The 25,522-nt window shown below is 42.7% G+C and carries 25 protein-coding genes, 2 tRNA genes and 1 pseudogene; 14 read left to right on the forward strand and 14 right to left on the reverse strand.

The window, feature by feature from the left end; all coding sequences use genetic code 11:
- Nucleotides 1-123: 123 nt before the first annotated feature.
- Complete coding sequence (locus tag AB4249_RS01215; RefSeq protein WP_102534761.1) at nucleotides 124-945, forward strand: glycosyltransferase; 822 nt, start codon at nucleotides 124-126, stop codon at nucleotides 943-945.
- Entirely contained in the window at nucleotides 938-4,000 is a 3,063-nt protein-coding gene (locus tag AB4249_RS01220) for a glycosyltransferase family 2 protein (RefSeq protein WP_372102200.1), read from the forward strand. Before AB4249_RS01215 ends, AB4249_RS01220 begins: the two co-directional genes overlap by 8 nt.
- On the opposite strand, the gene AB4249_RS01225 is transcribed toward AB4249_RS01220, so the two are convergent.
- The 5 genes and pseudogenes from AB4249_RS01225 to AB4249_RS01245 all read right to left on the reverse strand — a co-directional run bounded on the left by AB4249_RS01225 (nucleotide 3,921) and on the right by AB4249_RS01245 (nucleotide 6,979).
- The gene (locus AB4249_RS01225; protein WP_371971208.1) at nucleotides 3,921-4,694 is read right to left on the reverse strand and encodes a hypothetical protein; all 774 of its coding nucleotides are present in this window, start codon (nucleotides 4,692-4,694) and stop codon (nucleotides 3,921-3,923) included. The genes AB4249_RS01220 and AB4249_RS01225 overlap by 80 nt on opposite strands.
- 29 nt (nucleotides 4,695-4,723) lie before the next feature.
- Nucleotides 4,724-5,605 (reverse strand): radical SAM protein, encoded by an 882-nt coding sequence (locus AB4249_RS01230; RefSeq protein ID WP_372102201.1) that lies wholly within the window; start codon nucleotides 5,603-5,605, stop codon nucleotides 4,724-4,726.
- 137 nt (nucleotides 5,606-5,742) lie between these two features.
- Nucleotides 5,743-6,162 (reverse strand): annotated as a pseudogene (locus AB4249_RS01235) (class I SAM-dependent methyltransferase); the annotation flags it as partial.
- A 114-nt stretch (nucleotides 6,163-6,276) separates the two neighbouring features.
- Entirely contained in the window at nucleotides 6,277-6,717 is a 441-nt protein-coding gene (locus AB4249_RS01240; RefSeq protein WP_372102202.1) for an RNase H family protein, read from the reverse strand.
- A gap of 76 nt (nucleotides 6,718-6,793) precedes the next feature.
- Nucleotides 6,794-6,979: an AlpA family transcriptional regulator gene (locus tag AB4249_RS01245; RefSeq protein WP_017065568.1), complete on the reverse strand. Its 186-nt coding sequence runs from the start codon at nucleotides 6,977-6,979 to the stop codon at nucleotides 6,794-6,796.
- 148 nt (nucleotides 6,980-7,127) lie between these two features.
- Between AB4249_RS01245 and radC the strand changes: the two genes are divergently transcribed.
- The 6 genes from radC to AB4249_RS01275 all read left to right on the forward strand — a co-directional run bounded on the left by radC (nucleotide 7,128) and on the right by AB4249_RS01275 (nucleotide 11,748).
- Nucleotides 7,128-7,598: a DNA repair protein RadC gene (radC, locus tag AB4249_RS01250; RefSeq protein ID WP_009846898.1), complete on the forward strand. Its 471-nt coding sequence runs from the start codon at nucleotides 7,128-7,130 to the stop codon at nucleotides 7,596-7,598.
- Nucleotides 7,595-8,023, forward strand: coding sequence for a DUF2787 domain-containing protein (locus tag AB4249_RS01255; RefSeq protein WP_065678384.1), 429 nt, complete (start codon nucleotides 7,595-7,597; stop codon nucleotides 8,021-8,023). The genes radC and AB4249_RS01255 overlap by 4 nt, the downstream gene beginning before the upstream one ends.
- Nucleotides 8,024-8,072: 49 nt before the next feature.
- Entirely contained in the window at nucleotides 8,073-8,513 is a 441-nt protein-coding gene (locus tag AB4249_RS01260; protein WP_065678385.1) for a DUF2787 domain-containing protein, read from the forward strand.
- Nucleotides 8,514-9,089: 576 nt separating this feature from the next.
- A complete protein-coding gene (locus AB4249_RS01265; protein ID WP_004734952.1) occupies nucleotides 9,090-9,425 on the forward strand; it encodes a hypothetical protein in 336 nt (111 codons plus the stop codon).
- 107 nt (nucleotides 9,426-9,532) lie between these two features.
- Entirely contained in the window at nucleotides 9,533-10,219 is a 687-nt protein-coding gene (locus AB4249_RS01270) for a hypothetical protein (RefSeq protein ID WP_004734951.1), read from the forward strand.
- 56 nt (nucleotides 10,220-10,275) lie between these two features.
- A complete protein-coding gene (locus AB4249_RS01275; RefSeq protein WP_372102203.1) occupies nucleotides 10,276-11,748 on the forward strand; it encodes a hypothetical protein in 1,473 nt (490 codons plus the stop codon).
- A gap of 39 nt (nucleotides 11,749-11,787) precedes the next feature.
- Here AB4249_RS01275 and AB4249_RS01280 read toward each other — a convergent pair whose 3' ends face one another.
- The gene (locus tag AB4249_RS01280; RefSeq protein ID WP_017104407.1) at nucleotides 11,788-12,426 is read right to left on the reverse strand and encodes an inovirus Gp2 family protein; all 639 of its coding nucleotides are present in this window, start codon (nucleotides 12,424-12,426) and stop codon (nucleotides 11,788-11,790) included.
- 392 nt (nucleotides 12,427-12,818) lie between these two features.
- Between AB4249_RS01280 and AB4249_RS01285 the strand changes: the two genes are divergently transcribed.
- The gene (locus AB4249_RS01285; protein WP_372102204.1) at nucleotides 12,819-13,775 is read left to right on the forward strand and encodes a hypothetical protein; all 957 of its coding nucleotides are present in this window, start codon (nucleotides 12,819-12,821) and stop codon (nucleotides 13,773-13,775) included.
- A gap of 38 nt (nucleotides 13,776-13,813) precedes the next feature.
- Here the strand turns inward: AB4249_RS01285 and AB4249_RS01290 are convergent, their stop codons facing one another.
- The 4 genes from AB4249_RS01290 to AB4249_RS01305 all read right to left on the reverse strand — a co-directional run bounded on the left by AB4249_RS01290 (nucleotide 13,814) and on the right by AB4249_RS01305 (nucleotide 15,830).
- Nucleotides 13,814-14,005, reverse strand: a complete 192-nt coding sequence (locus AB4249_RS01290; RefSeq protein ID WP_012604100.1) for an AlpA family transcriptional regulator — start codon at nucleotides 14,003-14,005, stop codon at nucleotides 13,814-13,816.
- 173 nt (nucleotides 14,006-14,178) lie between these two features.
- Nucleotides 14,179-15,420: an integrase domain-containing protein gene (locus AB4249_RS01295; RefSeq protein ID WP_372102205.1), complete on the reverse strand. Its 1,242-nt coding sequence runs from the start codon at nucleotides 15,418-15,420 to the stop codon at nucleotides 14,179-14,181.
- A 186-nt stretch (nucleotides 15,421-15,606) separates the two neighbouring features.
- Nucleotides 15,607-15,683 (reverse strand) — tRNA-Val (locus AB4249_RS01300).
- 70 nt (nucleotides 15,684-15,753) lie between these two features.
- Nucleotides 15,754-15,830, reverse strand: a tRNA-Val gene (locus tag AB4249_RS01305).
- 758 nt (nucleotides 15,831-16,588) lie between these two features.
- Between AB4249_RS01305 and AB4249_RS01310 the strand changes: the two genes are divergently transcribed.
- On the forward strand, nucleotides 16,589-17,602 hold the full coding sequence (locus AB4249_RS01310; RefSeq protein ID WP_229647281.1) for a porin: 1,014 nt from the start codon (nucleotides 16,589-16,591) through the stop codon (nucleotides 17,600-17,602).
- 127 nt (nucleotides 17,603-17,729) lie between these two features.
- Here the strand turns inward: AB4249_RS01310 and AB4249_RS01315 are convergent, their stop codons facing one another.
- Nucleotides 17,730-18,389, reverse strand: a complete 660-nt coding sequence (locus AB4249_RS01315) for a DUF2726 domain-containing protein (protein WP_017065541.1) — start codon at nucleotides 18,387-18,389, stop codon at nucleotides 17,730-17,732.
- Between the two features lie 273 nt (nucleotides 18,390-18,662).
- Here AB4249_RS01315 and AB4249_RS01320 point away from each other — a divergent pair, with 273 nt between their 5' ends.
- Complete coding sequence (locus tag AB4249_RS01320) at nucleotides 18,663-18,848, forward strand: hypothetical protein (protein WP_017059179.1); 186 nt, start codon at nucleotides 18,663-18,665, stop codon at nucleotides 18,846-18,848.
- 135 nt (nucleotides 18,849-18,983) lie between these two features.
- Here the strand turns inward: AB4249_RS01320 and AB4249_RS01325 are convergent, their stop codons facing one another.
- Nucleotides 18,984-20,942: a diguanylate cyclase domain-containing protein gene (locus tag AB4249_RS01325; protein WP_372102206.1), complete on the reverse strand. Its 1,959-nt coding sequence runs from the start codon at nucleotides 20,940-20,942 to the stop codon at nucleotides 18,984-18,986.
- 261 nt (nucleotides 20,943-21,203) lie between these two features.
- Between AB4249_RS01325 and AB4249_RS01330 the strand changes: the two genes are divergently transcribed.
- Nucleotides 21,204-22,310, forward strand: coding sequence for a M20/M25/M40 family metallo-hydrolase (locus AB4249_RS01330; RefSeq protein WP_372102207.1), 1,107 nt, complete (start codon nucleotides 21,204-21,206; stop codon nucleotides 22,308-22,310).
- 108 nt (nucleotides 22,311-22,418) lie between these two features.
- Here AB4249_RS01330 and AB4249_RS01335 read toward each other — a convergent pair whose 3' ends face one another.
- Nucleotides 22,419-22,841, reverse strand: coding sequence for a DUF3859 domain-containing protein (locus tag AB4249_RS01335; protein WP_371721610.1), 423 nt, complete (start codon nucleotides 22,839-22,841; stop codon nucleotides 22,419-22,421).
- 78 nt (nucleotides 22,842-22,919) lie between these two features.
- On the reverse strand, nucleotides 22,920-23,288 hold the full coding sequence (locus AB4249_RS01340; protein WP_102333268.1) for an ATP-binding protein: 369 nt from the start codon (nucleotides 23,286-23,288) through the stop codon (nucleotides 22,920-22,922).
- Between the two features lie 274 nt (nucleotides 23,289-23,562).
- Here AB4249_RS01340 and metA point away from each other — a divergent pair, with 274 nt between their 5' ends.
- Together metA and pilW are read left to right on the forward strand one after the other, a co-directional pair.
- Nucleotides 23,563-24,504 carry a homoserine O-succinyltransferase gene (gene metA, locus AB4249_RS01345; protein ID WP_017059174.1) on the forward strand — a complete coding sequence of 314 codons (942 nt, stop codon included), beginning with the start codon at nucleotides 23,563-23,565 and terminating at the stop codon, nucleotides 24,502-24,504.
- 168 nt (nucleotides 24,505-24,672) lie between these two features.
- Nucleotides 24,673-25,440, forward strand: a complete 768-nt coding sequence (gene pilW / locus AB4249_RS01350) for a type IV pilus biogenesis/stability protein PilW (RefSeq protein WP_372102208.1) — start codon at nucleotides 24,673-24,675, stop codon at nucleotides 25,438-25,440.
- Nucleotides 25,441-25,522 lie beyond the last annotated feature (82 nt).

A 25,522-nucleotide genomic window follows, 5' to 3' on the forward strand; every position in this document is an offset into this window, starting at 1 on the left:
ATTGAAAAAAACGCATAGATAATGCAAATGTTGATCAAATGCTCATAAATGTCAGTCAGTTACATCACATACTCATCAATTTGCTTATTATAATCAAGTCAATCATCAATCAAAGTCTCAATAATGAATAATGTCATTGTGCTGATCGCTACAACGCCCAGGCTTTCACTACTTTCAGAGCATGCGCTTCCTTCAGTCATCAATCAAACATGCCAACCTAAAGCCGTTGTGCTCGTATCAGATACACGCTCACTAGATCGGAATGAAGTAGAGAACCTGCGTTCTGAACTCAAAAGTATTCCGCTGCGTGTATTAGTCAATTCACGTGCATCCGGCGCCGCTGGCAGTTGGAATACCGGTATCAACTATATCTCTGATAACTTTCCAAATAGCTATATCGCTATCATCGATGATGATGATGTTTGGCAGCCTGAGCATCTATCTTCTTGCCTGCTTAGCAGCGATGACGGAAAAGCAGATATCGTTCTGTCTGGTATCAATGTGAAGATTGATCACAAAACAGTCGCTACCAATATTCCCATAGATCTTGAGGTTAAAGACTTTCTAGTTGGTAACCCAGGATGGCAAGGCTCAAATACCTTTATTAAGACCGAACTTGCTACCAAAGTTGGTGGTTTCACTGACGGCTTAACTAGTGGAAATGATAAAGATTTTGCAATTCGAATTTTGGAGTCCGGATTGGTCACCATTCGCTATACCAATATGGCGACCGTAGATTGGATTTGCAATCAAACACCCGATGCCCTTTCTGCCCCTGGCTCAAAACAGAAACTGCGCGGGTGCGCGCAGTTTCTAAAACTTCACGGAGAGAAAATGTCACAAAGTGAAATGGGTATCTATTTCGAACGCGCCGCTGCACTGTTTGCACTTTCCAAGAACGATATATTAGACGAAATAAAACTTCTGGAGAGTGTCAATGGCTAACTTTCACCCACGCGCTCCCATTAAATACACTAAGATCTTGTGCGACCGAAACTTACGAGTTGCGCACACTTCGGCACCAGAATTTGACACTGCTGAAGTGGTAGTCGCGATTACCCACAAAAACCAACCGCAAGGCCTCATCCGCGCTCTTGACAGCGCACTTAAACAGTCTCTTGCTCAAAAGCAGATTGCACGCATCGTTGTACTGGATGATAGCTCTGACATAAGTTGGTCAGCGGAAGCAAGTGCTTTACTTCACCACCCAGCTGTTACCCTCTTGCAAGCCGAGTGCGGTTCGCCAGCTAGGGCACGCAACCTTCTCTTGGACTGGGCAGATACACAGCCATGTATACAATGGGTTGCAAGATTAGATGCTGACGATGAACTGTTTGCTAAAGATAGCCTGCATGGGCTTTGGAAGGCTGTTCGCGATACAGATAAAGTAGCGGCTCTGGGAAGCAACAAGCTGAGAAAAGGAGGGGTGATCCTCCAAAATGACAATATCGCAAATCCAAACGAGCTCTGTAATCATCTAAGTTTAGCGGGATTTATCGATAATTTTGCTTCTGCCAAGCAACAACGAGAGCTTCCTTCATGCAACCTATTACTGAAGAATAATCTAGGTATCAGGTACCCAAACATCAGAAGCGCAGAAGACCACTGGTTGGTCACTAAACTATTAATGCTAAATCCTTCCAAGGTAGCCGTTTGTTCTTATCCTATTTATGCCATCTACTCTCTTGATGGAGAAGATACAAAGACAAATAAGTCTAACGAAATTTGGCAAGATCAGAGAAATAGGCTTGCCTATGTTGCAAGAACATGGAGCACTCTATTGTCTACCAATCGCCATCTGTTAGGTGTTGGTATGGAAGGGGCGGTTTGGCTACAGCATAATCAAGTGGTTAAGGAGTTCTACCCTTGGGCTATTTCAGATACCGAAGTCCGAAGCCTGCGAACCTTACTCGCCGAAAAAGACCTTCCTATTTCTACGGTAACTTGGAGAAAGTGTGATGGTCTTTGGCAGTACAGCACCTCCTTCCAAAATAATGCATTAACTAATGAGAAGCTTTCCGAAAAATCCATTGTAGATTACCTCAAAAAACTCTATCACGCTGGAGTTTGCACTCTCAACATCAAGCGGGATAACTTAATTGTCACTCCACAAGGAGACCTGGAATACATTGATGTCGGAAAGGACCTACAGCCTCTCACGTCCTCACGCTTTCGGGATATGTGTGCCCGCCTTTATTCTATCGGAATATTGGCGAATACTGACGAAGAAGTCGTACGTAGGCTAAGCTGGCGAAGACAAGATGATGCGTTGATGAGCCTTCCTGGATTCGAGCAGTTCTACCGTAAGTTAATCACTGAGCTTCATCCACAATGCGTCGAACCTTGCCGTAACCTAACACCGACGGTCTCGTGTAAGAGTGAATCTGTAACTCTAATGATCAAAGCCTGTGCGCAAGATGCTAAAGTACTTAGTGACCAAGTACTGCATATCGTTACGCAGCTTCGCTACCCAATTGATTTCGCACAAACAGTTCTTCTGATTGATCCTCATGAGGGGCAATTTTTACGCCAGTATTCGAATCCAAACCTAGCCTCCGTTATTGAACAAGCCGAGAGGCTGAGAGACAATGGACTAGTTGACTCCGTGCTAGTTTCCCCTTCAAGCGCAACAACCATAAATACAACGTATGAAAAATGGTTTGCACAGTCTAAGTGCGGAGAAACACATACCTGTCAAAATGCTCCCTTGTTCCCTCAGATCTGGGGATTTGACCAAGTTACGACTCGATATGTACTGCAGTGCGATTTAGACGTGCTTATTGGTCGCCGCAATTGGCACCATGATTATATCGCCGACATGATTTACGCTTGTGAGCCTAAGGATGTACTTGCTGTTGGCTTTAATATTCCCAAAAGCAGCTCTAATTTTAATCCTTATAAAGGAGCTCCGGGTGAATTTGCTCCTGAGGTCCGTTTCGGACTCTTGGATCTCGGTAGGATTCGCCTTCAACTGCCAATTGATAATCCCTTGGACAGAGGCAGATTCACTTTAACCTGGCATCGTGCACTACAACAAGCAATGAAATGTAAAGGGCTTCGCGCTGTACGTGGTGGGGATCCACAAAGTTACTACGTCCATCCTCGAAATGAACACAAACACCTTCCTGAACTTTCATTGGCAAGGGACTTGATCTCTCAGGGAATCGAACCGACGAAGCAGCATGAGGAATTTGATTGGGTACCCGGCAATCATTGGCAATATGAACAAAGGCATGAAGCAATCGTTTTTTTATTAAAAGGTAGGTATACCGACCACGCTCTACTAAAACGTTGCCTAGACTCATTGCGTAACCAGACAAATCAAAGCTTTGGTATTATCGTGATTGACGACGCAAGTGGCTCCGCTCATAACTGGTGTTATCCAATGTTGTTGGATGAGCTTCAGGCTAAAACCACACTGGTAAGGCGCAGTTCTAACACTGGGAGAATGCCAAACTTCATATTGGCAATAAAAGAGATCTGCCAAGATCCTAACTCTTTGGTTGTAGTGTTAGACCAAGATGACTGCTTAATGCAACCCAGCGTTGTTGATGCTTTGTATGCAGCCAGAAAACAGGGTGCGGACTTAGTTCAGATGCCTATGTTTCGTCCTAATAAACCACTGCATTTATACCAGCCTGATTACCGCAATCCTCGACTTGCTGCCGGTGCAAATGTATGGAGCCACCTAAGGGGATTCACCAAAGCGTTGTTTGAACAAGTCCCCGAGGAATATTACAAACATAAAGACAGCTCTGAGTGGTTCGATTTGGCTACAGATTATTTAACCATGTTACCTATGGCGGAACTCGCAAAAGCTCCTATTTACCTAGACACAGGCTACACCTATTGGCACATGCGTAAAAAGCTAGGCCGAGATGAAAAAGAGCACAATAACCAAATGGTTCAAGAAATTATGTCTATGCCTTCACTTTCTCGGAGAGAAGTAGAGCTTGTTGAGCCAAAGCCAGATTTTTTTGAAGACGGTTTACCTCACTAGACAATTCGTTGTCGTAGAGCCACCAGTTTGGGGAGATAATACACCTCCCCCTTAAAACAAAAAATAGTGATTCTAAGGTCTTTAAGATCGAAGAATCAATGTGCTCCAACCATGCCATAGGCTTAACCTGGGATAGCCCTTTCAATAATTGAGTCGCTTCTTCTTTTGGTAAACTTCGCAACGACTGAAGCTTGGAGCAATGTCGAGTGATTGTTATGTCATCTACTTTGTCATGACGCGCTAGCTTCACTTCATAGCCAGGCCAATTTAATTTATCCATCCAACCAGAGGCGAGACGACGTTCTCCCAGCCAGTTGTGATATGCAGCTGGCAGCGCTTTCCGTTGATTACAATCTAGAGGCCTCTCAAGTGAAGGCAGCAAATTCATCCTACTAACATTTATTGTGACGCCAAGTTCAAGCATTGTTTTGAGAGTGAGCAGACCAATTGAAGGTTTACATCCCAATAGGTCCTCCAATTCCTTCCCATATACTTCTAGCTTTTCACAAAACAGTTTGCTCGGTACTTCGCCTTGAACAAGAACGCCTGCCGTGATGCCTGCCAACTTACTATTAGTCACCACCAAATCAGCGCTTGAAGCAGTGGTCAATGGTTGATTAAATCGGATAACTTTCTCATGTTTTTTGATGACTAAGTCCCCTGGACCATTGCCAACAATATGCCATTCATCCACTTTCTATACCTTTTGCAATCAAGCCAGAACTAACGCTTTTTGTTGATTTCCCACTCTTGATAAATCTTCTTCCATGTTGCTGAAGTACGCTGCTCAAATATTCTAGGGCGTAGTTTTGGTGGAACATAATGTCCATCTCGAAATCGTCCACATAAGCCACAATTACGCCTCATTAGATCACGCATTTCATCATCACTGAATGGTAAACGCTGCCGCCCACCTTTTATATTTAATACTCGGTCAATACCACCAGCAACCGCACAAGGGTAATAACCCTGAGGCGTAAGACCTAAACCGCAAGTCTTTGCGATATCACAGCCGTTCGAGAAATCACTAAACTTGTGGTACCAACTATCAACAGGAGCTAAGTTAAATGGGCCAAAGTCTGGTTGAACAGAATCCGTTTTCGCTGAGTTTTCAATACACAACCATTCTGGAAGCATTGATATCACTTTATTGACGCGACGACCATAGCCGTTAGTCACAAGCTGAATAGTCAGAGCAGGATAAGCTAGCTTTAGGCGATACAACTCCGAAAGGATCTCGCTGAATTGAGGATGTAGCGTTGGCTCTCCACCTAACACTCTTATTTTCCGCCAGTGCCTATTCTTACTTAGGCTATCGTCAACAAACTGGGTTATTTCATCGAGTCCAATATGTGTTTTCGATGGGGCTTGGGCTGAAGAGCGATTACAGTTATTGCACTTCAAGTTACACTGGTAGGTGATATCTATTTCAATCAAGTCATCAGCAACCTGATATTGGTAACCCATCAATCTAGTGACTGGCTTCTGCACGCGGAACCATCGCCAAAAAGCTTTTAGCTTGAATCCAAACCTGACAATATGAAACCATTTCTTTGGATATTCATATGAGTACTTAAATGGTTCTTCGTTACGACTCTTTGTCACAGCATCTCCTTGTCAAAAAAGATCCAGACCTTGTTATTAGCCAAAGAATAAGATTACTCGGATGATATACAGCACCTTTGCATATTACGAGTACTCGATGAGTCAATGTAAACAAGTGTGATATACAACTAGATAAATATCACTAGTTTTCCATTCTCGGAGAGCAGCTCAGACAATACAGCGATCGACTCTTTTCGAACCGCCGAATTTAGATGCATCCATACCGCTGAAATTAAAATCAAATCGTAATGACTACACAGCTCTCTAGCTTTGCTTAAAGCAGGCAGAGCATCGTCTAACCACTGAACTTGAGTCGAGGAGTTTAAGCTCCCTAACTGGCGAAGTTCGTTTGCTGGTTCAACGGCGACCACTGAGCAGCCTTGTTCAACAAACCACCTCGTATCTCGGCCTGAGCCAGCACCAATATCAAGTACCCTTATAGCACCACAAGGCCAATACATGCGCCACGCACGGTGGACATTTTCAAATTCCAAAGAATCATATTGGTTTGAAAGCTGAACCGCGTTTTCGTTGTAATAAGAAGTATTTCCCGACATAAACCGACCTATATATCAATCTGACTCGATAATATATAGGTCGTTTGAATATGACGATTAAGTCTTTGATAAGTGTTAATAACTGTGATTAAGATCTCGGAGAATAAAGCCAGTTCAAAGCACCTCCCTAGCCATATCCCCCGCTTTCCCCATCTGTTCAAAATCTCCGACCTTATGCGCACGCCTTACTTCAACAAACTTACTTGATCTCAACGTATCAACTTGTTGCCATAAATGACGGTTAGCTACTGGCTTCTTATCAGATTTTCGCCACCCCTTTGCTTTCCAGTTATCTAACCATTCATTGAACCCTTTCACACAATATTCACTACTCGAATACAGGCAGTCTCCATCTCTGGCATAAGCTATAGCTTCTATCAATGCGATAAGCTCTAACTCAGCACTATCGGCAATCTCACCGACTAATAGATTATTTTCGTCAACTAACTGCCCATCGTAGTTATAAACACTGATACCAATCCCACCTTGTAGGTTTGATGTATTGTCTTTCGAAGTCGCGATAGCAATGTAGATTGCACAGTTTTCTTCATTCATAATTTTGTTCCTCTTTTTAAGTTTTGGCCTACCATTTTGGTAATGCCTTAATTGGTGCAGTGGCGTTAATTCAGTCTTAATGGCTTGGTCTTTCAGCCAAGCGCATTTCCATCCAGTTATTCACCTCTTCTTCTACCCAAGCGACCGCCCTATCTCCCAAGCTTACCGATACAGGAAAATTACCTTCGTCCATTTTTCTGTATATCGCCGAGCGGCTTAATGCAGTTTTCTCAATCACTTCTTTTAGCTTTAAAAATCTCATGGGACGTTCTCCTATGCCTGTGGTCCTCATGGGATAAGGAGATAGTGTTAAAAAAAATGAGGCTGGCTCGGCTTACTCTGATTCAAACCTTTTTGAGGTATATGTCATTAAAGTGAATGACCTAAAGCCTGATTAAAGGAGAACCAAAATGAGAACACTTTCACCACCACTACTCTCACAGCAAGAGCATGAACATCGCGTTCTAGAAAAGGCAGCAGAGATATTAGAAGATCGTTATGTACGAGGAGATGTATTTACCAATCCACAAGCTACCCGAGACTATTTGCGATTTAAGATAGGCGGCAGTGAACGCGAAGTGTTCGCCGTCATGTTGCTAGATAACCAACACCGATTAATTGAGTTTGAGGAGTTGTTTCAAGGGACGATTGATGCGGCAAGCGTCTATCCAAGGGAGGTTGTAAAGACTGCTCTGAAGGCTAATGCAGCGGCGGTTATCTTTGCTCATAACCATCCATCAGGCGATCCTGAGCCGTCCCAAGCAGACAAGCGCATCACGACGAGATTGCAAGATGCTTTAGCGCTCATTGATGTTCGAGTTCTGGATCATATTGTTGTCGGGGAACAATGCACATCGTTTGCAGAGAGGGGCTGGTTATGATTGAGAAACACTATGGTGACATCACCCTCAATAGCAAACTCCACCAGCAGTTAGAGCAAACTATCGCTCGCTACTCGATCCCTAAAGACACGACACGCATTGCACTCAACTGCCGAAACACAAGCTACTACAAAACAAAGGAAGGGGTTGCCCCTGTAGAGATTCAGTTAAAGCGGGAGAATTCACGCTCTGATTGGAATTTGGTTTTCGTGGCCAATTTTACTTATCAGGACAAAGCCACCGACTCGCTCGATGTGTATCTTTATTTCCACCTACTGAATCACTGGTGCTATCAACCAGATGCAGGGGCAGCGAGCCTGAGCCACCCTGTCACAACAAAAGTGTTTCAAGCCTGGATGTGCGCTTTCCATGAGCATTTAACTCAGCATGTCTTCGATGACATACAGCTCACTCAAGTCCGCTAAGGCTAATCCATCACCCGACTCGTTCACCTAAATTCAAGGAGGCATCATTATGTCTACTCTGCTCTTTCATCCATCAAGCTTACCTGTGTCAGACAAACTTCACGCACTGTTAAACAACCATTTTCAACAACAATTAACCCAGAGTGAGTCAATAGCCCAAAGTACTTACCTGACGTTCAACTTTCGAGATAGTTCATACAGCTCAGAAGCTGGTGGGTTTCACCCTGTTGAAATCGCGATGACACAGATCTCCAGTGGTCTATGGAATGTCGAATACATCACTGATTTCGCTTACGTTGGGAATGTGTATCCAGAATTGGCGCGATGTCTAGACTTTGATTTTCGAGACCAAGCGTTCTTTACAGAATTCGGGGGATGGAGCCCAATCAAGGGCAACTATTCCGCTGTAGAGATGTTCGAGCTTTGGCAGGATAACTTCTTAAACTACATCGATATGGAAGCGTTTGACTCTATATCTATCACTTCGTAATGAGAGAACAACCCGTCCGGGTCTATGTCACGATACAAAGGCACCGGACCACTACAGCCATCAAAAGTCGTGCTTCGGAGAGAGCTAACCCTATATGTAGCAAGGCCTGAATGACTTTTCATCATTGACTCCCACCCCACGACTTATCACTACATTACCGATAAGTGATACCAATCATGCCCAATATCTCCCCATTAAAAGAGCAGCTCACAAAAGCGCTCATCAGAGTCGCTCTCGCGAGTTGTCATTACCTTAATGAACAGTATCAGCACTTTAAAAAGGAGGTAGAGCAAAGCTCAGATCACGAACTGTTTGAATTCGTTCAACGCCTTTCTTCGGCTCACCTAAAACGGCTCTTAGCCACTATTGAGTTGATGAACAGAGGTTACCTACTAAGTGAAATTCTAGAAGCAGCAAAGGATAAATAATGGCCTTTCCCGAGGTCATTTAAATTCAAATATACAGCCCATTTCACATAATCATTATCCGCCATTTGAGTGAGACGTTATTTGTCTCACCCATCCTTATTCTAATGCCATCAGTGATGGTTCATAGACACCCAACTAAGGATTCACAATGACTACAAGTAATGTACTGCATCATACCAATGATGAAGAGCTCATCGCTTTAATCCAACGAAAAGAGTCGTTCACCTTAACTCGGGTAAAAAACTTCTCTCAGACGGTGAAAAAGATTGAACGGCTTATAGAGGCTCAAAATCTATCTTGTCGAATATACACAGCAGGCCGCTCTACAACGATGGCTGCCACCTTGGCTTCCGGCCCTGCTGTCATTTTTGGCCTAGCTTCAGCAGCCGCAATATCGGCGCATAATTTAGCCACAAGAAACCCAGACTATGAAATAGCTAAATACCCTTTCGCAGACAAACTCGTCATTAACTACAAGAAGTAATCGTATCAGGCTGTGTGGCCACCAGCCGATCCCTAATCAACTTGATTCTTAAACTCATCACTCAAAAGTGTTGAGGCGATTGATCACGTTTCAATTTTGGTGGTCCCATGCCCTCTAAACCCAACAAGCAACGCATCGAACATATTGAGTTGGTATTTGAAGTTTACTCTCTCATCCCTACTCAACGAAAGATCACGGCGAACGAAGTTCATCAACGACTAACAAATACAGGCATTGAACGCTCGAAACGCACTGTACAACGCTGCTTGAACATCTTGACGACTTATCTAGATGTGGAAAAAGACGATAGAAGCCTCCCTTATAGCTACCATCGACGAGCTCATTCTCAATATGCTATTGGCCCTAGCGAGTCTCTACTTATTGAACTCGCTTTTGAGAGCTTAAGATCGATGCTTCCTGAAAGTTATCGTTCAAGTGTTAAGGACTGTTTTGCCCCCTTACTATCAGCGAATCATCGCCAAACCTCACGTACTCATGTTCGGCATAAACGGCTTGGTAACAAAGATGATTATAACGAGGCTCTTTTTGACAAACTTTGTCTATCCATCTATCACCAACGCGAAGCTCGGCTCCATCTACGTAACGAACAAGTGCTTCAATACGTTTGTCCACTTGGGTTGGTATTAGAGAATGATTGCCTTCAATTGATCTACCAATTCAAAAAGCGTATTTGCTCAGCCCCACTCAACCAAATTCAAGACATCTACGTCAGTACGTTCGAGTTCACCTACCCTGAAGGATTTTTACTATCTGAGGCCATTACCTCTAAATAAAACTCAACATTCAAGAACAAGACCAACATGTTCAACTAACCACACAAGGAAGGATTATGAAAAATACTATGTTATTGAAGACAACTCTTGTCAGCTCTATCGCTTTCGCTCTGACAGCGTGCGGAGGGGGTGGCGGTACTAATCCAGGTACTCCGTCTGCTCAAATCGCAGGTGTGGCTATCGATGGCTATGTCGAGGGTGCTACTGCGTTCCTAGATTACAACTTCAATGGTGTACAAGACGATAATGAACCTAGCTCTACCACAGATCAGAACGGTCGTTTCGATTTTGCTATTGAAGAAGATGACTTAATTTGTAAAGAGTACTCACCAATTATCGTCAATGTGCCTACTGGTGCATACGATAGCGATTATGGGTTAGTTAATAAACCTTATAGCTTAACCTTTCCGCCCTCATTCTCATCTGACAACGTAGGCGAAGATGTATTTGCTACTACTCCATTCACTACAGTGATTTGGTCAGCTGTTGAAACAGACCTATTACAAAGTGGCGTAAGCAACTGTAAAGAGTTGGCTGCGAATACTGAAGCGCAAAACAAAGTTGTACGTCTAGTCGCCGAGAAGGAATACGAGTTGGGTAACCGCTACAACATTCCTGCTAACGAGCTATACGCAGACTTCATCGCTTCTGGTAACACCGAGCAGCATCAACTAGCCCAGCTTCTAACCAGCGGTCTAGCAAAAGGCTATGCTGAAACTTCAGCTCTAGTCGATGCGAACCCTAACGCTTGGAAAGCTACAGTTGAGTACTACGTTGAGAAAGACGACGCAGGGAATTTCACTAAGTGGTATCGTGAAGAACGCGTGTTTGATGCCGACACACATTCTCTACGTGCATTTGAAGTTTCTGTTGACTTAGAAACTGTAGGCCGCCTCATCGTTTACCGTAACAAAATCAAAGCCGAAGAAGGCGCAGTGCAAAAATACACTGATGACCTAATCGACTACCTACCAGAAATCAGCAAATACGGTTGTGGTTTAACTAATGATTACGTACAGAACTCAAAAGACTACGGCAACGACACTGTTACATTCTCTGTATCCGCTTCTGTTCTAGTTGACGACCATACTGCATGTGCAGATACACTCGTGTACTCTTCTAGCGTACCTTACGCTAACGTCATTCGTGAATTGAAAGACGGCAATGTGTTACTACAAGCTGGTATGTGGGGTTTTGACTTTGGTGACGATGCTGTTATCAATGACCTAATCAACGATGGTTTGTACTCTAACATCACAGACCCAACAGTGCTGGACCAGTTCTCAACTTGGAACTACTCACTGGACTCAACTGAATCTTACGATGCATCACGTTGGACACGTACATCAGTTGTAAGTACAGCTGAGAAAAATGTCATCACAGACGTGAATAGCAAAGGTATCTGGATTGTACGTACCACTTACCCTAACGGCACTCACCAAACGCAGTGTGGTGACTCTCTAGATACTTTAGTGGACGTGGCTCATATGGGGGGGTGTGAAGAACTGCCCATAGTGCCTGCTAACTAATCATAACGAGTCGAGAGGGGATGTATCCCCTCTCTTTTTTTATTTTATTGAGCAACCAAAATTTCTGTTTCCAGTACCAAATTGCTTGGTGCGTACTTTGGCAAAGTAACTGAGACGACGAAATAGCTCGTCAAGAACAGAAGAAGACCTAAGGCTATTTACATCGATGTGGTATACACAATTGTCAGGAAAGTGCACTAAACGACCACCATCATCAAGATCAGTATCTAATGCCCGACACCATGCCGTTTTAATTTTGTGAGATAGGTTGTTTCGGTTAGAGAATGACCCCAGGCTGTTATATACATCCTTGTTAAACAGCAGAACAAGGTGATAGTGATGATGTAACGCTTTATCTTTTTCCTTCACCCATACATATCTTAATCGACATTTCCGTTTCGGTTTCCCTGCTCTTTCTTTCCTTCTTAAATCAGCCTGTATTTGCGCATCCAACGAAGCAATGAAGTTTTTCATCAAATTTGATTCTTCCATCACCATTAAAAGCGGTAATCGCAAATCAACTCTTACCGCCATCGTTCTAGGATGATCATCCAAAGCTAAATCCAGCGTGTCATAAATCCTTTGTAGATAATCAACTAACAGGCCTTCTTTCTGTTTCAAAACAGGTAGGCCATTGAACTCATCATTATGAGTGACTTTCTTTTTTAGTGTTTTCATTTTCTATACCTCTGGTTAATTCGGTATAGAAAGGTGGATGATTGTTAAAAATAATTTCACCCCACCATGGAGGTATATTAACCATAACCGCAATCCCCAATCTCAACTTTGGATAAGGAAAGACTTGTTCCTTACCCACCTCAAAGCTAGACCTGGCAAAACATTTCAGATGAGCGTAGTGGTGTAAGTTACCGGCCAATCAGTGCAAAACTGATAACTCTGAAGTTATCTAACTCCCCCTCAAGAGGCTACGTCGTGCATAAACCTAGGTACAGTCGTGAATGAAACACTTTGAACTAGCTCTATATACAATCAAAAAACACTGTAAAACAATCAGAAAATAGCTTATAAATCACCCAGCAATCACACAAAAATACTACTAAGTAATCACTATGCCAAGATTTGATAATCCGCCAGAAAAAGTAATGTGCTTTGAGTTCCTTGAACAATATGACATATATCAACTTGCGGGAATTTCCCAACATCTAAATCACAAGCAAAGCGTTGACTTTAATTTCCAATCGAGCCCAAAATTAACTTCGGAAAGGTATAAATCAGAAATAGTGGGGTACTTCAAGAATGCATCGGACATGCTAGGCGGGTTACACAATACACCAGAGTCAAAAGTCAGAACGATCTCCTATGATGTACTTTCATTGAGCGATATGCGGTTTTCAACCACAAAAGACACTCGACTTATAATCTACATATTTACAAAAATTGTGACAAATAACCTCATTCAACATTTACCAGAAACACCGCCAAACACTATCACCGACATTAATTCGATGCTGAATTACCTCATCAATGCATTTATCTCATCACAAATACAAATCGAGAAAAAAAGAGAGTTAATCAATAGTATAATTGACGAGTACTACAGCTCATCAGAAGTGTTTAAATTTAGCTGGCTTGATGATAAAAATAATGACCAGGTGGCGTGGGTAGTTGACTATTTTCCCAAAATATCCTCAGTAAAGAGCATCGTTGCTAAATTGCCAAACGTAATGAACATCAATGAAAGTCACACTAAAGTCGTTCCGGCTATTTTTCATTCACTAGATATTAGCAACGCTGAAAAAAAACTGATCATGATGAACTTCAAAAGAGCATGGTCGCAGAAGAAATATAGGGAAAAAACCACAAGGGAAAACAAAAAAACCTTAAATATCGTTGTTGACGAAACGGTATCAATCCAGCTTCATCAGCTTTCCAAACAATTTGACATGCCCATCAACCAGGTAATCACTTTGATGACCAATCAGTTTGCTAGTAAATCTGAAGAATTAATGAGAAGCATTGAAGAAGATAAAAAAAATAAAGCCACACAATTCTCTAAGCTTCTATAGCATGCTTGGAGAGCTATAAAGCTCTCCAATATTTAATTTTACCTGTTTAGCACTCTTTGGCGGACCCAGTCTTGAACCTCACTTTCTACCCATGCGACGGCCCTATCTCCAATTGGCACCTGTGATGGAAACTGCTGTTTTTCTATAGAGCGATACATTCCCGACCTTGATAAGCCAGTCATTACTAGTACTTCATTGAGACGAATTAATCGAGTGGTTACGTTTGGCATATTGACACCTTACAAGTGAGTGGATTTCACTTAAATGACATATGTCTGAAATTATTTAGGTTATATGCACCATAGAAAACCGTACTCTACGCCAAGCCAATGCCTTTCAACTTATTGAAGGTTTAAGGTTACACTGTAACCCTCATTTACTAGACATCAAATTACAATATCTATTAACCCACAACCTTCAAGCTCTTTTTACCACTCATCGACAAGCTACCTGAAGCAGCTTCTTCGATATGATCACTCCACCACGCCATGAGAACTTTACGACGTTCAAGGTAGTCTGTGCGGTTGTATGCGCTTCTTACCTTATCTCTATCCACATGAGAAAGTGCGGCTTCTATAATATCTGGATCGAAGTTTTGCTCATTTAAGGTGGTACTGGCTAATGCGCGCAAACCGTGGGAAGTTTGCCTACCCTTCATGCCCATTCGTACCAATGCTTTATTTGCTGTCTCTTTGTTGATGTGATTTTTGTTACTTTTGTCAGCAGGGAAAATGTATTCACTATCACCCGTGATGAAATCAATGGTTTCCAATAGATCTAGAGTTTGTTTTGTTAAAGGGACAGTATGCACTCTTCCCTTTTTCATTCTTTCAGCAGGAATGACCCAAAGCATCTTTTCTCTGTCAATTTCATCCCAACGTGCACCAGCAGTTTCAGCTGGCCTTGTCATGGTGTGAAGTTGCCATTCTAGCAAGCAGCGAGTAATGGGTTTAATGGATGCGTAGTTGATTGTTTTGAGGAGCTCTGGAAGCTCATCTGGGGCTAACGAAGCTTGGTTGGTTACCCTGGCGGTTTCAAAAGCTTTACCAATGCCTGCTAGCTTGTTGTGCTCAATCACACCCGTATTTACTGCAAAGGTCATTATCTCATTGAGGTTACGACACAAGCGCCCTACTGTTTCTAATTTACCTTGGTTCGCAATAGGTTTAATTGTTTTGATCGCTTGTGGTGCCGTAATATTACCAAGAGGAAACTTACCGAGGTCGGGCAAGAGGTACTTCTCAATTCGTTGCTTTAGCTTCTTAGCCGTTTGCTCTTTGACGCTTGTTTTCTTGACTTCGATCCAGTCATCAAATACTGACTGTAACGTATTCGACAATTCTAACTGTTTTTCTTTGAGAGTAGTGTCACGGTGCTCTTTAGGGTCAATACCATCAGCAAGTAGTTCTCTCGCTTCAATAGCTTTGGTTCGAGCTTTGGCTAGTGAGACGTCAGGGTACTTACCTAAGGCTAGGTTCAAGCGCTTTCGTGAAATGGGATGATAATAAGAGAAACGCCAGAGTTTTGTTCCTATAGGCTTAATCTTCAATGATAATCCATCACCGTCACCTAAATTATATTCTTTCTCTTTAGGCTTCGCTTGTTTGATTTGAGTTGCCGTTAAAGGCTGTACTTTTTTCGCCATCGTAACCCCCTGAAGTAACCTCGAAATTGCTTAGATCGTAAAAGACTACTTCAGAGATTACTTTAAACGGTGGATTTTACAACACATCATGGAATCTCTTGGGAGCTATAAACAGCTAAGAGACTGATAAAAAAAGGAATTAAAGGTACAAAAAAGCCCACACTAGGTGGGCTCTTTCGTATAATGTGGTGCCCGCTACTGGACTCGAACCAGTGACACCTTGCATGTCATGCAAGTACTCTAACCAACTGAGCTAAGCGGGCGATGTTCTAATTTCTTATTACTACCATTGTGACAAACTCAATAGTTATGCAATAAAAACTAAAGAAGGAATGGTGCGTCCGAGTGAACTCGAATCACCGACCCCCGCCATGTCAAGGCGGTACTCTAACCAACTGAGCTACGGACGCATTCCCTTAGAACGCCAACGATGATATCCATGATAAACAGATGGTGCAAGTATTAACTGGCATCTTGCGATTCGTTTGCTCACTTTGCAATCAAAGACATAACAACATGTCGATTTTACACCCAGATTATCGTCAAACCGCTGAAAAACAAAGTTTAGTTAGAAAAAATTCTAATCCTTGATGACAACCAATTAACTAACCTAATGTGTTCAATTTGGGATTTTTGTTGTCTATACCGTTTTTCTTGGCCTTTACAGTAACCATACAGGTATAGATCAATGCCTATATTTAGTGTCAAAAATTTTGCTTGCCCATTGGGTTACCGTAGTATTTTGATCATTATAAGTGAAAGGCACGCAGAGGCTTTGTAACTCACTGAAATACATCATTCATAAAAATCACCACGATTTTGTAATCGTCGTCATCGAATTGCTAGGCCGCAATGACTAAATTCGGATTTTTCATATAAAGTGGCCGGGTTATTACCAACATACATAAATACGATAGCACTCTATAGTCGAAAAACATCAGCTACAATTAATCTCCCTCAAGAGCAACAATCTATAAGCAATTCAAAACCCAACCCCACACATCATAGCTATTTTGAATACATACAGCACAGTAATACATAATGAAATTTGCATAATGGTAAAGCGCGCCTATATTCATAACCTGTAGGAATCAATAATCTAAATTCAATGCTATACGTGAATTTATGGTTTGCGATAAATACAAGTGTGAAAAATAGGGAATAAATTATGAAAAAATCACATATCGCCATTGCAGTGGTGAGCATACTATCGACATCTGCCGTATCGGCGGCGACCATTTATGAGACAGATGAAACAGTATTCAATATCGGCGGCCGCGCAGAAGTTCGAGGGAATTTCTCTGATGCGAATAAAAGTGCTGGTAATAGTAGCACCTATAGTGATAGATCACGTGTCCGCTTAAGTGTCGATGGCACACAAAAAGCGTCGGACGATGTTTCCTTTTTTGGGAAATATGAATTCGAACTAACAGAGTCTGAAGATGGCGCATCAGATGATATCGGCATTAACACTCGATTCTTATATACGGGTGTTCAAACCAATCACGGTAACGTCTATTATGGCCACCAAAATAATGCCGTTACCTACTTAACCGATTGGACGGATATGGCTGAAACCTTCAGCGGCTATATCAATGAATACACGGTGTCGACTGCTGATCGAGCAAAAAATGTTTTACGTTATGAACTGACAAGCGACAACATCACCTTTCAAATTGATGGCAATTTCAATTCAGATAGTGAATCAGCACAAAGTGACGGCTTCGGTGCAGTTGTCGCCGGCAGCACTTCGATTGGGTTAGATATTGGCGTCGGTTATGCGTCAAGTGATGAAACCTATGGCGTTGGGACAGATACAGAAACTTCTGATGCCTATATCGGTGCGGTTAAGTACACCAACGATCAGGGGGTTTGGTTCGCCGCACTCTATCAATTTGGTAGTATTTCAGGTCTAGGCGTAAAAGATTCAGACTACGATTCTGCCGATGCTTACTTGGGATACTCGTTTGGTGTCAACACCGTCAACCTGACCTACAGCTACTTTGAAGCTGACGATATTGCAGATTACGACATTAACTTTATCGGTCTAGAATACGCACGTTATATTGGCGATGTGGCCTTCTTTGGTAGTTATAAGTTTAACATGTTAGACGAGGGCGAAGGTGGGCAAGGCGATAACGACGAAGATGAGCTACAGCTCGGTATGCGTTACGCGTTTTAGTCTAAACCAATCCACTTAATATTAGTAAAGCCGAGCATAATCAATGCTCGGCTTTTTAGTTTGTATAACTTATTCGTATCTAAGCGATTGAATCGAGTCCAACCGGATGCATTACTATCGATACCAACTATTCTTCAACATCGAATACAACGTTGTAGTTTTCGGTATAGGTGCAGTTTGGCTGGCGGCTACAAGTGAAGAAGCGTCGGCCTTTGTAATCGCCTTGGCTTGCCAGTTTGATGATCATTGGGCTACCACACTTCTTACAAAATCGCACTTCTTTTGATGGCTCGATTAAATCGATGTGTGCTGCCAGTAACCTCTTCAAACGGCTCACTTGGTAGCTGTGTTTAATTGAAGCACCAATCAGAGGTAAACCTGCCGATTTACACACGTGAATTAGTAGCTTTTCGCGATCGACTTTCCCTTTATTGAGCTCTTTGCCGTTATCAAGTTCGATAATAACGCGGGGCTCTAGCGTTCGCGGGTCGCAAACAACAAAGTCGAAGTAACTACGTGAGATCTTGTTGTTGGCGATAAACCAATTCTTCTTATTGTTCGTCTTAGCAGGAACAAGTACGTTCGACATGCTGACTTTAGCAAACACTTCCCCATGGTTGCCCACAGCTGATTTTAGCGCATTATAGAATGTCGCCTGTTGCGCCGACATCAACGCGCCTTTCTTTTGATAAGCGTGGTCTTTGGTGTCATCGTGTTTCACCACATACTTTTGAATAAAGTAAAAGAACACAACCAGAACAATTACAACGATAAAGATATTAGTCATTTTCCAACACAATCAAGTCTGTATAGGGATTAAGAGAGTAGCTAGCGTATGTAGAAAAGCATCACCTGGCAAGCAAAAGAGCGAGAGTTGCCAACCAGAATCACGACCTTTGAGCGCAGTGCCCAACGAGAGGTCGCTCCTTCGCTAGACACACCTCTCTTATTTTGATAATTAAATCATCAATTACACTCTAGATTGATTTAGATCAATTTACCTGGATTTGTGATCAACTAGTCTGAAAAACGTTAGGCAAATGTTAATAAGGAAATTGATATGGAACTTAAACAAGACCCAAGATGTTATACCGACGTATGTGTAGATGGTAAATGGTTCCACTATGACCACTGCGGAACCCAAGCCTACATGTTAAAGGGAGGAGCTTCGGCTGTGATTGAACTCGCTAGCGAACCAGCGACAGAAGGCGAATTGGTTGAAATGCTTCAAGGTGTCGCTAAGTAACCCACCAAGCCAAATCACAGTATGAATTAAGCGAATAAGAGTAAATAGCCGTATTAGTTCAGATAAGCACTCTTATTCGCTTAGTTATTGAAGTTCAGGTTTCTTGATTGCAGGGGATTAACTAAGTTTAGGAACTCAAATGATAACGACTTTATTGCGCCCTGACTGCTTAGCTTGATACAAAGCATCGTCTGCCGATTTCAAGTGTTTCTTATAGGTACGGCTATTCAACTGTTGCTCCGTTAGATGAGTCGTCGCACCAATCGATGTGGTGAGGTCTAAAGAGCCGGAGTGCGTATCAATGGGTGTTTCAGAAATAGCTAAACGGATAACGTTCAACTGTTGCTCAGGATCAATGGAACCAGACAGCAACAAAACAAACTCTTCCCCACCCCATCTTGCCACTACATCGTTTGTTGATAAGATTTTCTCTAAACGCTTAGCGACTTCCACCAGCACTTGGTCACCAATATCATGGCCATAAGTGTCATTAACTTGTTTGAAGCGGTCTAAATCTAGAATAGCGAGCGTATACCCAAACGACGACAAATGATGTGGCATCGGCTGAGTTAACCGTTGCTCTAAGTAACGCCTATTGTATAAGCCTGTCAGTTCGCATCTTGTTGATTGCTTAAGTAGTTCTTTGTTGGTCTTCTGGATCGAGCGTAACCTTATCAATAGTAACGTGGCGCTTATCATCACCATGATACCCAAAGCGACGACGATTCGATTCCGTAATTGCTGCTTATCTAATGTCAGCTCACCCAACTCTTTTTCTGCGTTAAGCAGTTCGTTTTCTTGAGCTAATGATGCCGTAGCGAAATCTTGCTCGAGTAAAAAGATATCACTCTGGCGCTTATCAAATAGCAGCGCTTTATTACCCTTGTAATAGAGCTTGAAGTAGCGAAGTGCGTTCTCGCTGTCGCCTCTTGAATCATAGTATTCAGCAAGTGTTCTTAAGCCGAGGACCTTCCAGCTGCGAGTCCCCACAACATCGAACATTGCAGACGATCGCTTTAGATCAGCAAAAACAAAATTATCTCGGTTCAAACCAATGTTCGCTAAGGCTCTATTTAGGTAACACTGCCCCAATTGAAGTGTGTATTTGTCCACGCCTGGGTATCTAAGACACAAGTTTGCGACTTGTCGTGCTGACTCAAAGTTCTTTTCCGCCAACAACACATCACTCTCTGCTTTTAATAGGATGATTTTGTATCGTTCACTCACGTTATCGCCATTTAGCTTAGCCGCACTTTGATATGCTTCTCGGCCTTTGACTAAATCACCACTGCGCAGATAAGCAAAAGACTCATTCACATGCAGCACGCCGATGGTAGACGCTTCGAGTAGTCCACTCTTGTAATAGAGCTTTTTGGCTCTTTTAATCAGCTTGAGCGCTTTAGGCCAGTCTTCCAAATAGATATAAAGCAGTGCCATATTTGACACTAACTTGCTGTTGTAGATGTGATGAGGGTACTTCTTACCAAGGTCTAAACCTTTATGGAAAAAGTATTGAGCTTCAGGAAAGTCATTGCGGATGTTATTGATGACACCAGCCGTGTTATAGGCCTTAATCAACAACTCTTCATAGTGAAGCGATTCTGCGATATCTATCGCTGCTCTGATTTGGATTTCAGATTCCGCTAGCTCACCCTTACTGATGTATTCAATCGCCAATTCAACGAGAGATTGGGCCTTTAGCCAACCCATATGTTCGTGTTGTGCGAGTGCTTTAATCTGCCTGACGTATTCGGAAACCGCTTCGGTATCCAACTTATGTTGCGCGAGGTTGGACAAAATCATCAATTCGTAAGCACGATAGATGGCTTTATCTTGGTCTGGGAACTTGGCTTGGAGAGCCTCAAGTTGTTGGGAAGCTAAATTAGGGTCACCGCGAGATACATCGAGAATATCGATCAACGCAGATCCATATTGAGAGAGTGATAACTCTTTCTCTGGACTATAAACACTCGGGTTTTCAGGGCGAATATGCTTTAAATCGTCGTCATAAGTTGGATAGAGCAAATACAGCCCCAGCACAATACTCATCAGCACCACGAAAAGGAATGAACCTAACACATTGTTTCTATTCATTTATCAGGGCCATTATTGATTGAATTCCAATTTTATTGACGTTTTTTTAAGAGCGGTCAAACATTATACCCGACAGATATACAGATTAAAATCCTGCGCACTGGTGGATCTGAATTGGGTTTTTCTCATTAATTAGAATAATCAGGCGACTTTCTTGATTTAACTCAGACAATCATCTACCTCATTGGCGTTATAGTGATTTTCCTGTTCCTACCTCCGCGGCTTCTTTTTGAACAAGCGGAAGCATAATGAGAATTAACAATGACCCAAATTAATGAACAACGTCTTGTAGAACATTTCTGCGATCTAGTGAAAATTGATAGTGAATCTCGTAACGAAAAAGCGATTGCTGAAGCTTTGGCTGAGCAACTCGGTGAACTAGGTTTTGAAGTTCACAAACTGGCGGTTCCTGAAGAAGTGTCTAATGGTTTCAACATCTACGCTCGTCTAGATGGCACTCTTCCAGGTAGCACAGTGTTCAGCTGCCACATGGACACAGTAACGCCAGGCATCGGCATTGAGGCAATCATCGAAGACGGTATCATCCGTTCAAAAGGCAACACAATTCTAGGTGGTGACGACAAGTCTGGTATCGCAGCTATCATGGAAGCGGTTCGTTGCATTAAAGCTGAAGGACAAGAGCACAAAACTATCGAGATTGCATTTACTGTATTCGAAGAAGGCGGTCTGTTCGGCTCTTTGAACTTCGATATGTCTTACATTCAATCTGAGCACGCAATCGTACTTGATACAGGCGGTCCAATTGGCACTATCGTAAACGCAGCGCCTGGCCAGCAGAAGATTGTTGCTAAAATCAAAGGTCGCCCTGCTCACGCTGGTTTAGCACCAGAAGAAGGCATCAGCGCAATTCAAGTTGCTGCAGACGCTATCACTAAGATGAACCTACTTCGTATCGATGAAGAAACGACAGCAAACGTTGGTATTGTTGAAGGTGGTCAAGCAACTAACATCGTAATGCCAGAGCTTAAAGTCGTGGCTGAAGCACGTTCTCTAAACGGCGAAAAGCTAACGGCTCAAGTTGAACATATGATCTCTACATTCCAAGAAAGTGCTAAGCAGTTCGGCGCTGAAGTAGAAATCGAATCAACTCGTGCTTACGATGCATTCGTTATTGCAGACGATCATCCGCACATTCTTTCTATCAAATCGGCGTTTGAGAAGCTTGGCGTCACAGCGAACACTAAACGCACTGGCGGCGGTAGCGATGCAAACAACTTCAACGCAAAAGGCCTGACTACAGTTAACCTTTCTACTGGTATGGCGAAAGTTCACACCACTGAAGAGTACATTGCAGTGAAAGACATGGTCGCAATCACTGAGTTTGTTGTGGCTTACGTAACGCAATAATCGAATCCATTAGTTAGGTAGTCACTTCTATCTAGCACAATGAAAAAAGCCGAGACATCATCACGATGCTCGGCTTTTTGTTGTTTAGGTGAACATAGAAGGTCGAACCTAAAACCCCCTACGCTTCCAGAATTGGCCTTCGTCTTTTGCTACTAGGTCGAATGTCTTGTCGGCGATGATGTTGCCTTTTAGCTCAACCGTCATGCGCCACTTTCCTAGCTTGTTCGAGACAGGAGCCCAGATAGTGTCACCTAAGTAGAAATCCCAGTCATTGTTACCGACATACTCCTCACCACCAAACGGTTCGAGCACTTCACCTTTGTCTGTGGTGATGTTTGGGTGATAAATGCAGTAACGGATCTTCTCACCTTTGGCTTTTTTGATATTCAGGATATAGCCAAACTCTACGTCGATTTCAGCATCAACGGTGGTGGTGAACTCTTGGATTTTTGGAAGATCTTTAGATTTTGAATCCCATGTGGAATAGATACCATAAGAAGTCATGTCGACCACAACAGAGCGCTTTGCCATTTCAATCGTTACCTTGAAGTTGTTCTATTAATTTAATTCTATTTGCCATTCAGCCACGCAAGCAGAAGAAGAACGAGGCTATTCTTGCCAGTCTTTCGCCATACGCTTAATTACTGAAGGTTCAATGTCGTGAATAGTGCCATATTGCTCTCGGCACACTTCGATAATTAATTCTGCTTTATATTTGAGTGCAAGTTGGCGGTAGGCTTTCATTTCCCAATGCTTAATAAAGGTATTTGAAACAACCACATCAAACCCTTGCTTTAAGCCGTTTTCAGCTGTGTTTTGACACCACTCATGAGCTTGTCGCAGCTGCCTAGGATCAAAATGGTACTCACCTTGCTCATTCACATAATACATATCGGCTTCGACATGCAATGCATCGTAGGTTTTTGCTTTTGTTGATTTGCCAGAACCGGGCAACCCTCGAATGAGTATTAACTTCATCTGTCACTTTACAGGCTAATTTGAAAACATGAGTTTATCGTAAATAGTAACGAGTTGCTCTGATAACTGCCTCTGCTCAGCATACGAAAACCAAGTACTTACACACGACTCAGACAATCACTGAATACAATGAGACTCCCCTCGAAGCGCGTGGATTGCTTCTGATAGAAAACACAATAATTTACATCTATCCATTTTGCATATCGACAAGCGTATCAAACTACTATAGATTTAGATGTATAGACGTCTACATATCTAGCTTAGGGAGAAAGCTGTGCCTATTCGCATTCCAGACCAATTGCCAGCATCCGATGTTCTTCGTGAAGAAAACATCTTCGTTATGCCGTTATCAAGAGCATCGACACAGGAAATTCGTCCACTTCGAGTCTTGATCCTCAACCTAATGCCGAAGAAGATTGAAACTGAAACTCAATTTTTACGCCTACTATCGAACAGCCCATTGCAAGTGGATGTAGAGCTGCTGCGCATTGATGATCGACCAAGTAAAAACACACCGACTGAACACCTTGATAACTTTTATCGCCAATTTGAAATGGTCAAAGGCAGAAACTTTGATGGATTGATCATCACTGGTGCGCCGCTTGGCTTGGTTCAATTTGAAGATGTGATCTACTGGGACCATCTGAAAACCATCATGGAATGGGCAAACAAGCACGTTACTTCAACTCTATACGTGTGTTGGGCAGCTCAGGCTGGTTTGAAATTACTCTATGATTTGCCAAAACGCACTCGAAAAGAGAAGCTGTCTGGTGTTTATAACCACGAGATACATAACCCATACCACCCTATTTTACGTGGCTTCGACGATACATTCTTAGCTCCGCACTCTCGCTATGCGGACTTCTCTCAAGAGTACTTAGCGGAACATACTGACCTTGATGTTCTTGCAACTTCTGATGTTGCAGGCGTATACCTAGCAGCAACCAAAGATAAGCGAAACGTGTTTGTAACGGGTCACCCTGAGTACGACTCTCACACACTTCACAATGAGTACATTCGAGATTTGGGTGAAGGCATGGAGCCTGTGATACCAATCAACTACTACCCGAATAACAATCCAGACAACAAACCGGTTGCAAGCTGGCGCAGCCACGGACACTTGTTGTTCTCAAACTGGCTAAACTACTGCGTTTACCAACAAACGCCTTACGATCTGGATCATTTCAGCGAAGACAACTTTACCAAAGACGATTAAGTTCTTTCTTCCGATTCACAAACACATAAACCGTGTTCAGTATGTTGTTGATAAAACGACGAATTGGACGCGGTTTTTTTATGGTGTGTGGGTCGCATTCCATGATAGATTTACGACTTCAATGGGTTTGATTTCATATGATGGGTTGATGTTCATAAGGAGCTTCACATGCCTGCCAAGCCATCATTTTCAAATCCGATTTCGTTGTCCCGCCCTCTTTCGTTATCAAGTGTGGTACTACTTGCCTCGCTTTCCTTGGCCGGTTGTGTCTCTGTCACTGAAGGACCGCCAAAGATTGAAAGTGATCCTATCGCGATGTCTGAATCTCGAATCGAATTAGGTTTGGGCTATATGGGACAAGGCAATATGGTGAGAGCGCGTGAAAACCTTGAGCTCGCGATTAAACACGCACCTAGCTACTACCGTGCTCGGCTTTCAATGGCGCATTACTACGAACAAGTGGGTGAAGTAGATGAAGCGAGAAGCACTTACCGCAAAGCACTCAGTCTTGATTCAAGAAACGGCAATGTATTGAACAACTACGGTACCTTCTTGTGTAAACAGGGCGAATACGAGCAAGCTGATAAGTACTTTAATCGCGCTATCGATCAACCTTACTACTACTTGGTATCTGCAAGTTATGAAAATGCCGCGTTTTGCGCATTTAAGGCTGGCAATACGGACCAAGCGAAGTACTACTTTAGCAGAGCAATTGACCACGATCCAAACCGCGTGAAATCGATACTGCAGCTTTCAAAGATTGAAGTGAGTGACGCCGATTACAATGAAGCTCGACTCCGTTTATTCAAATTCCACCAGCGTTATGGCTATCAAATTCCATCACTTAAAATCTTGGTCGATCTCGAAAATAAAGCAGGCAACAGAGCTCTAGAGCAGAAATATCAGAGTAAGTTAGATGAGTTGCTTTCTGCTTAGCGTATAGGTAAAACACAAAAAACGGGCTTGTTGCGTTAACAACAAGCCCGTCCGTATTTCAGCTTAATAGCTTAACTAAGTG

This window comes from Vibrio sp. 10N.261.55.F4, from assembly GCF_041470465.1.
GTDB classification, from domain to species: Bacteria; Pseudomonadota; Gammaproteobacteria; order Enterobacterales; family Vibrionaceae; genus Vibrio; species Vibrio crassostreae_C.

Bases quoted from the DNA above. Each gene is read 5' to 3' on its own strand.
- AB4249_RS01260 (WP_065678385.1), top strand. From the start codon at position 8,073: ATGTCTACTCTGCTCTTTCATCCATCAAGCTTACCTGTGTCAGACAAA.
- AB4249_RS01320 (WP_017059179.1), top strand. From the start codon at position 18,663: ATGGAACTTAAACAAGACCCAAGATGTTATACCGACGTATGTGTAGAT.
- AB4249_RS01265 (WP_004734952.1), top strand. From the start codon at position 9,090: ATGACTACAAGTAATGTACTGCATCATACCAATGATGAAGAGCTCATC.
- AB4249_RS01280 (WP_017104407.1), bottom strand. From the start codon at position 12,426: ATGAAAACACTAAAAAAGAAAGTCACTCATAATGATGAGTTCAATGGC.
- AB4249_RS01215 (WP_102534761.1), top strand. From the start codon at position 124: ATGAATAATGTCATTGTGCTGATCGCTACAACGCCCAGGCTTTCACTA.
- AB4249_RS01275 (WP_372102203.1), top strand. From the start codon at position 10,276: ATGAAAAATACTATGTTATTGAAGACAACTCTTGTCAGCTCTATCGCT.
- AB4249_RS01325 (WP_372102206.1), bottom strand. From the start codon at position 20,942: ATGAATAGAAACAATGTGTTAGGTTCATTCCTTTTCGTGGTGCTGATG.
- radC (WP_009846898.1), top strand. From the start codon at position 7,128: ATGAGAACACTTTCACCACCACTACTCTCACAGCAAGAGCATGAACAT.
- AB4249_RS01290 (WP_012604100.1), bottom strand. From the start codon at position 14,005: ATGCCAAACGTAACCACTCGATTAATTCGTCTCAATGAAGTACTAGTA.
- pilW (WP_372102208.1), top strand. From the start codon at position 24,673: ATGCCTGCCAAGCCATCATTTTCAAATCCGATTTCGTTGTCCCGCCCT.
- AB4249_RS01220 (WP_372102200.1), top strand. From the start codon at position 938: ATGGCTAACTTTCACCCACGCGCTCCCATTAAATACACTAAGATCTTG.
- AB4249_RS01295 (WP_372102205.1), bottom strand. From the start codon at position 15,420: ATGGCGAAAAAAGTACAGCCTTTAACGGCAACTCAAATCAAACAAGCG.
- AB4249_RS01240 (WP_372102202.1), bottom strand. From the start codon at position 6,717: ATGAATGAAGAAAACTGTGCAATCTACATTGCTATCGCGACTTCGAAA.
- AB4249_RS01245 (WP_017065568.1), bottom strand. From the start codon at position 6,979: ATGAGATTTTTAAAGCTAAAAGAAGTGATTGAGAAAACTGCATTAAGC.
- AB4249_RS01315 (WP_017065541.1), bottom strand. From the start codon at position 18,389: ATGACTAATATCTTTATCGTTGTAATTGTTCTGGTTGTGTTCTTTTAC.
- AB4249_RS01330 (WP_372102207.1), top strand. From the start codon at position 21,204: ATGACCCAAATTAATGAACAACGTCTTGTAGAACATTTCTGCGATCTA.
- AB4249_RS01270 (WP_004734951.1), top strand. From the start codon at position 9,533: ATGCCCTCTAAACCCAACAAGCAACGCATCGAACATATTGAGTTGGTA.
- AB4249_RS01310 (WP_229647281.1), top strand. From the start codon at position 16,589: ATGAAAAAATCACATATCGCCATTGCAGTGGTGAGCATACTATCGACA.
- AB4249_RS01335 (WP_371721610.1), bottom strand. From the start codon at position 22,841: ATGGCAAAGCGCTCTGTTGTGGTCGACATGACTTCTTATGGTATCTAT.
- AB4249_RS01340 (WP_102333268.1), bottom strand. From the start codon at position 23,288: ATGAAGTTAATACTCATTCGAGGGTTGCCCGGTTCTGGCAAATCAACA.
- AB4249_RS01285 (WP_372102204.1), top strand. From the start codon at position 12,819: ATGCCAAGATTTGATAATCCGCCAGAAAAAGTAATGTGCTTTGAGTTC.
- AB4249_RS01255 (WP_065678384.1), top strand. From the start codon at position 7,595: ATGATTGAGAAACACTATGGTGACATCACCCTCAATAGCAAACTCCAC.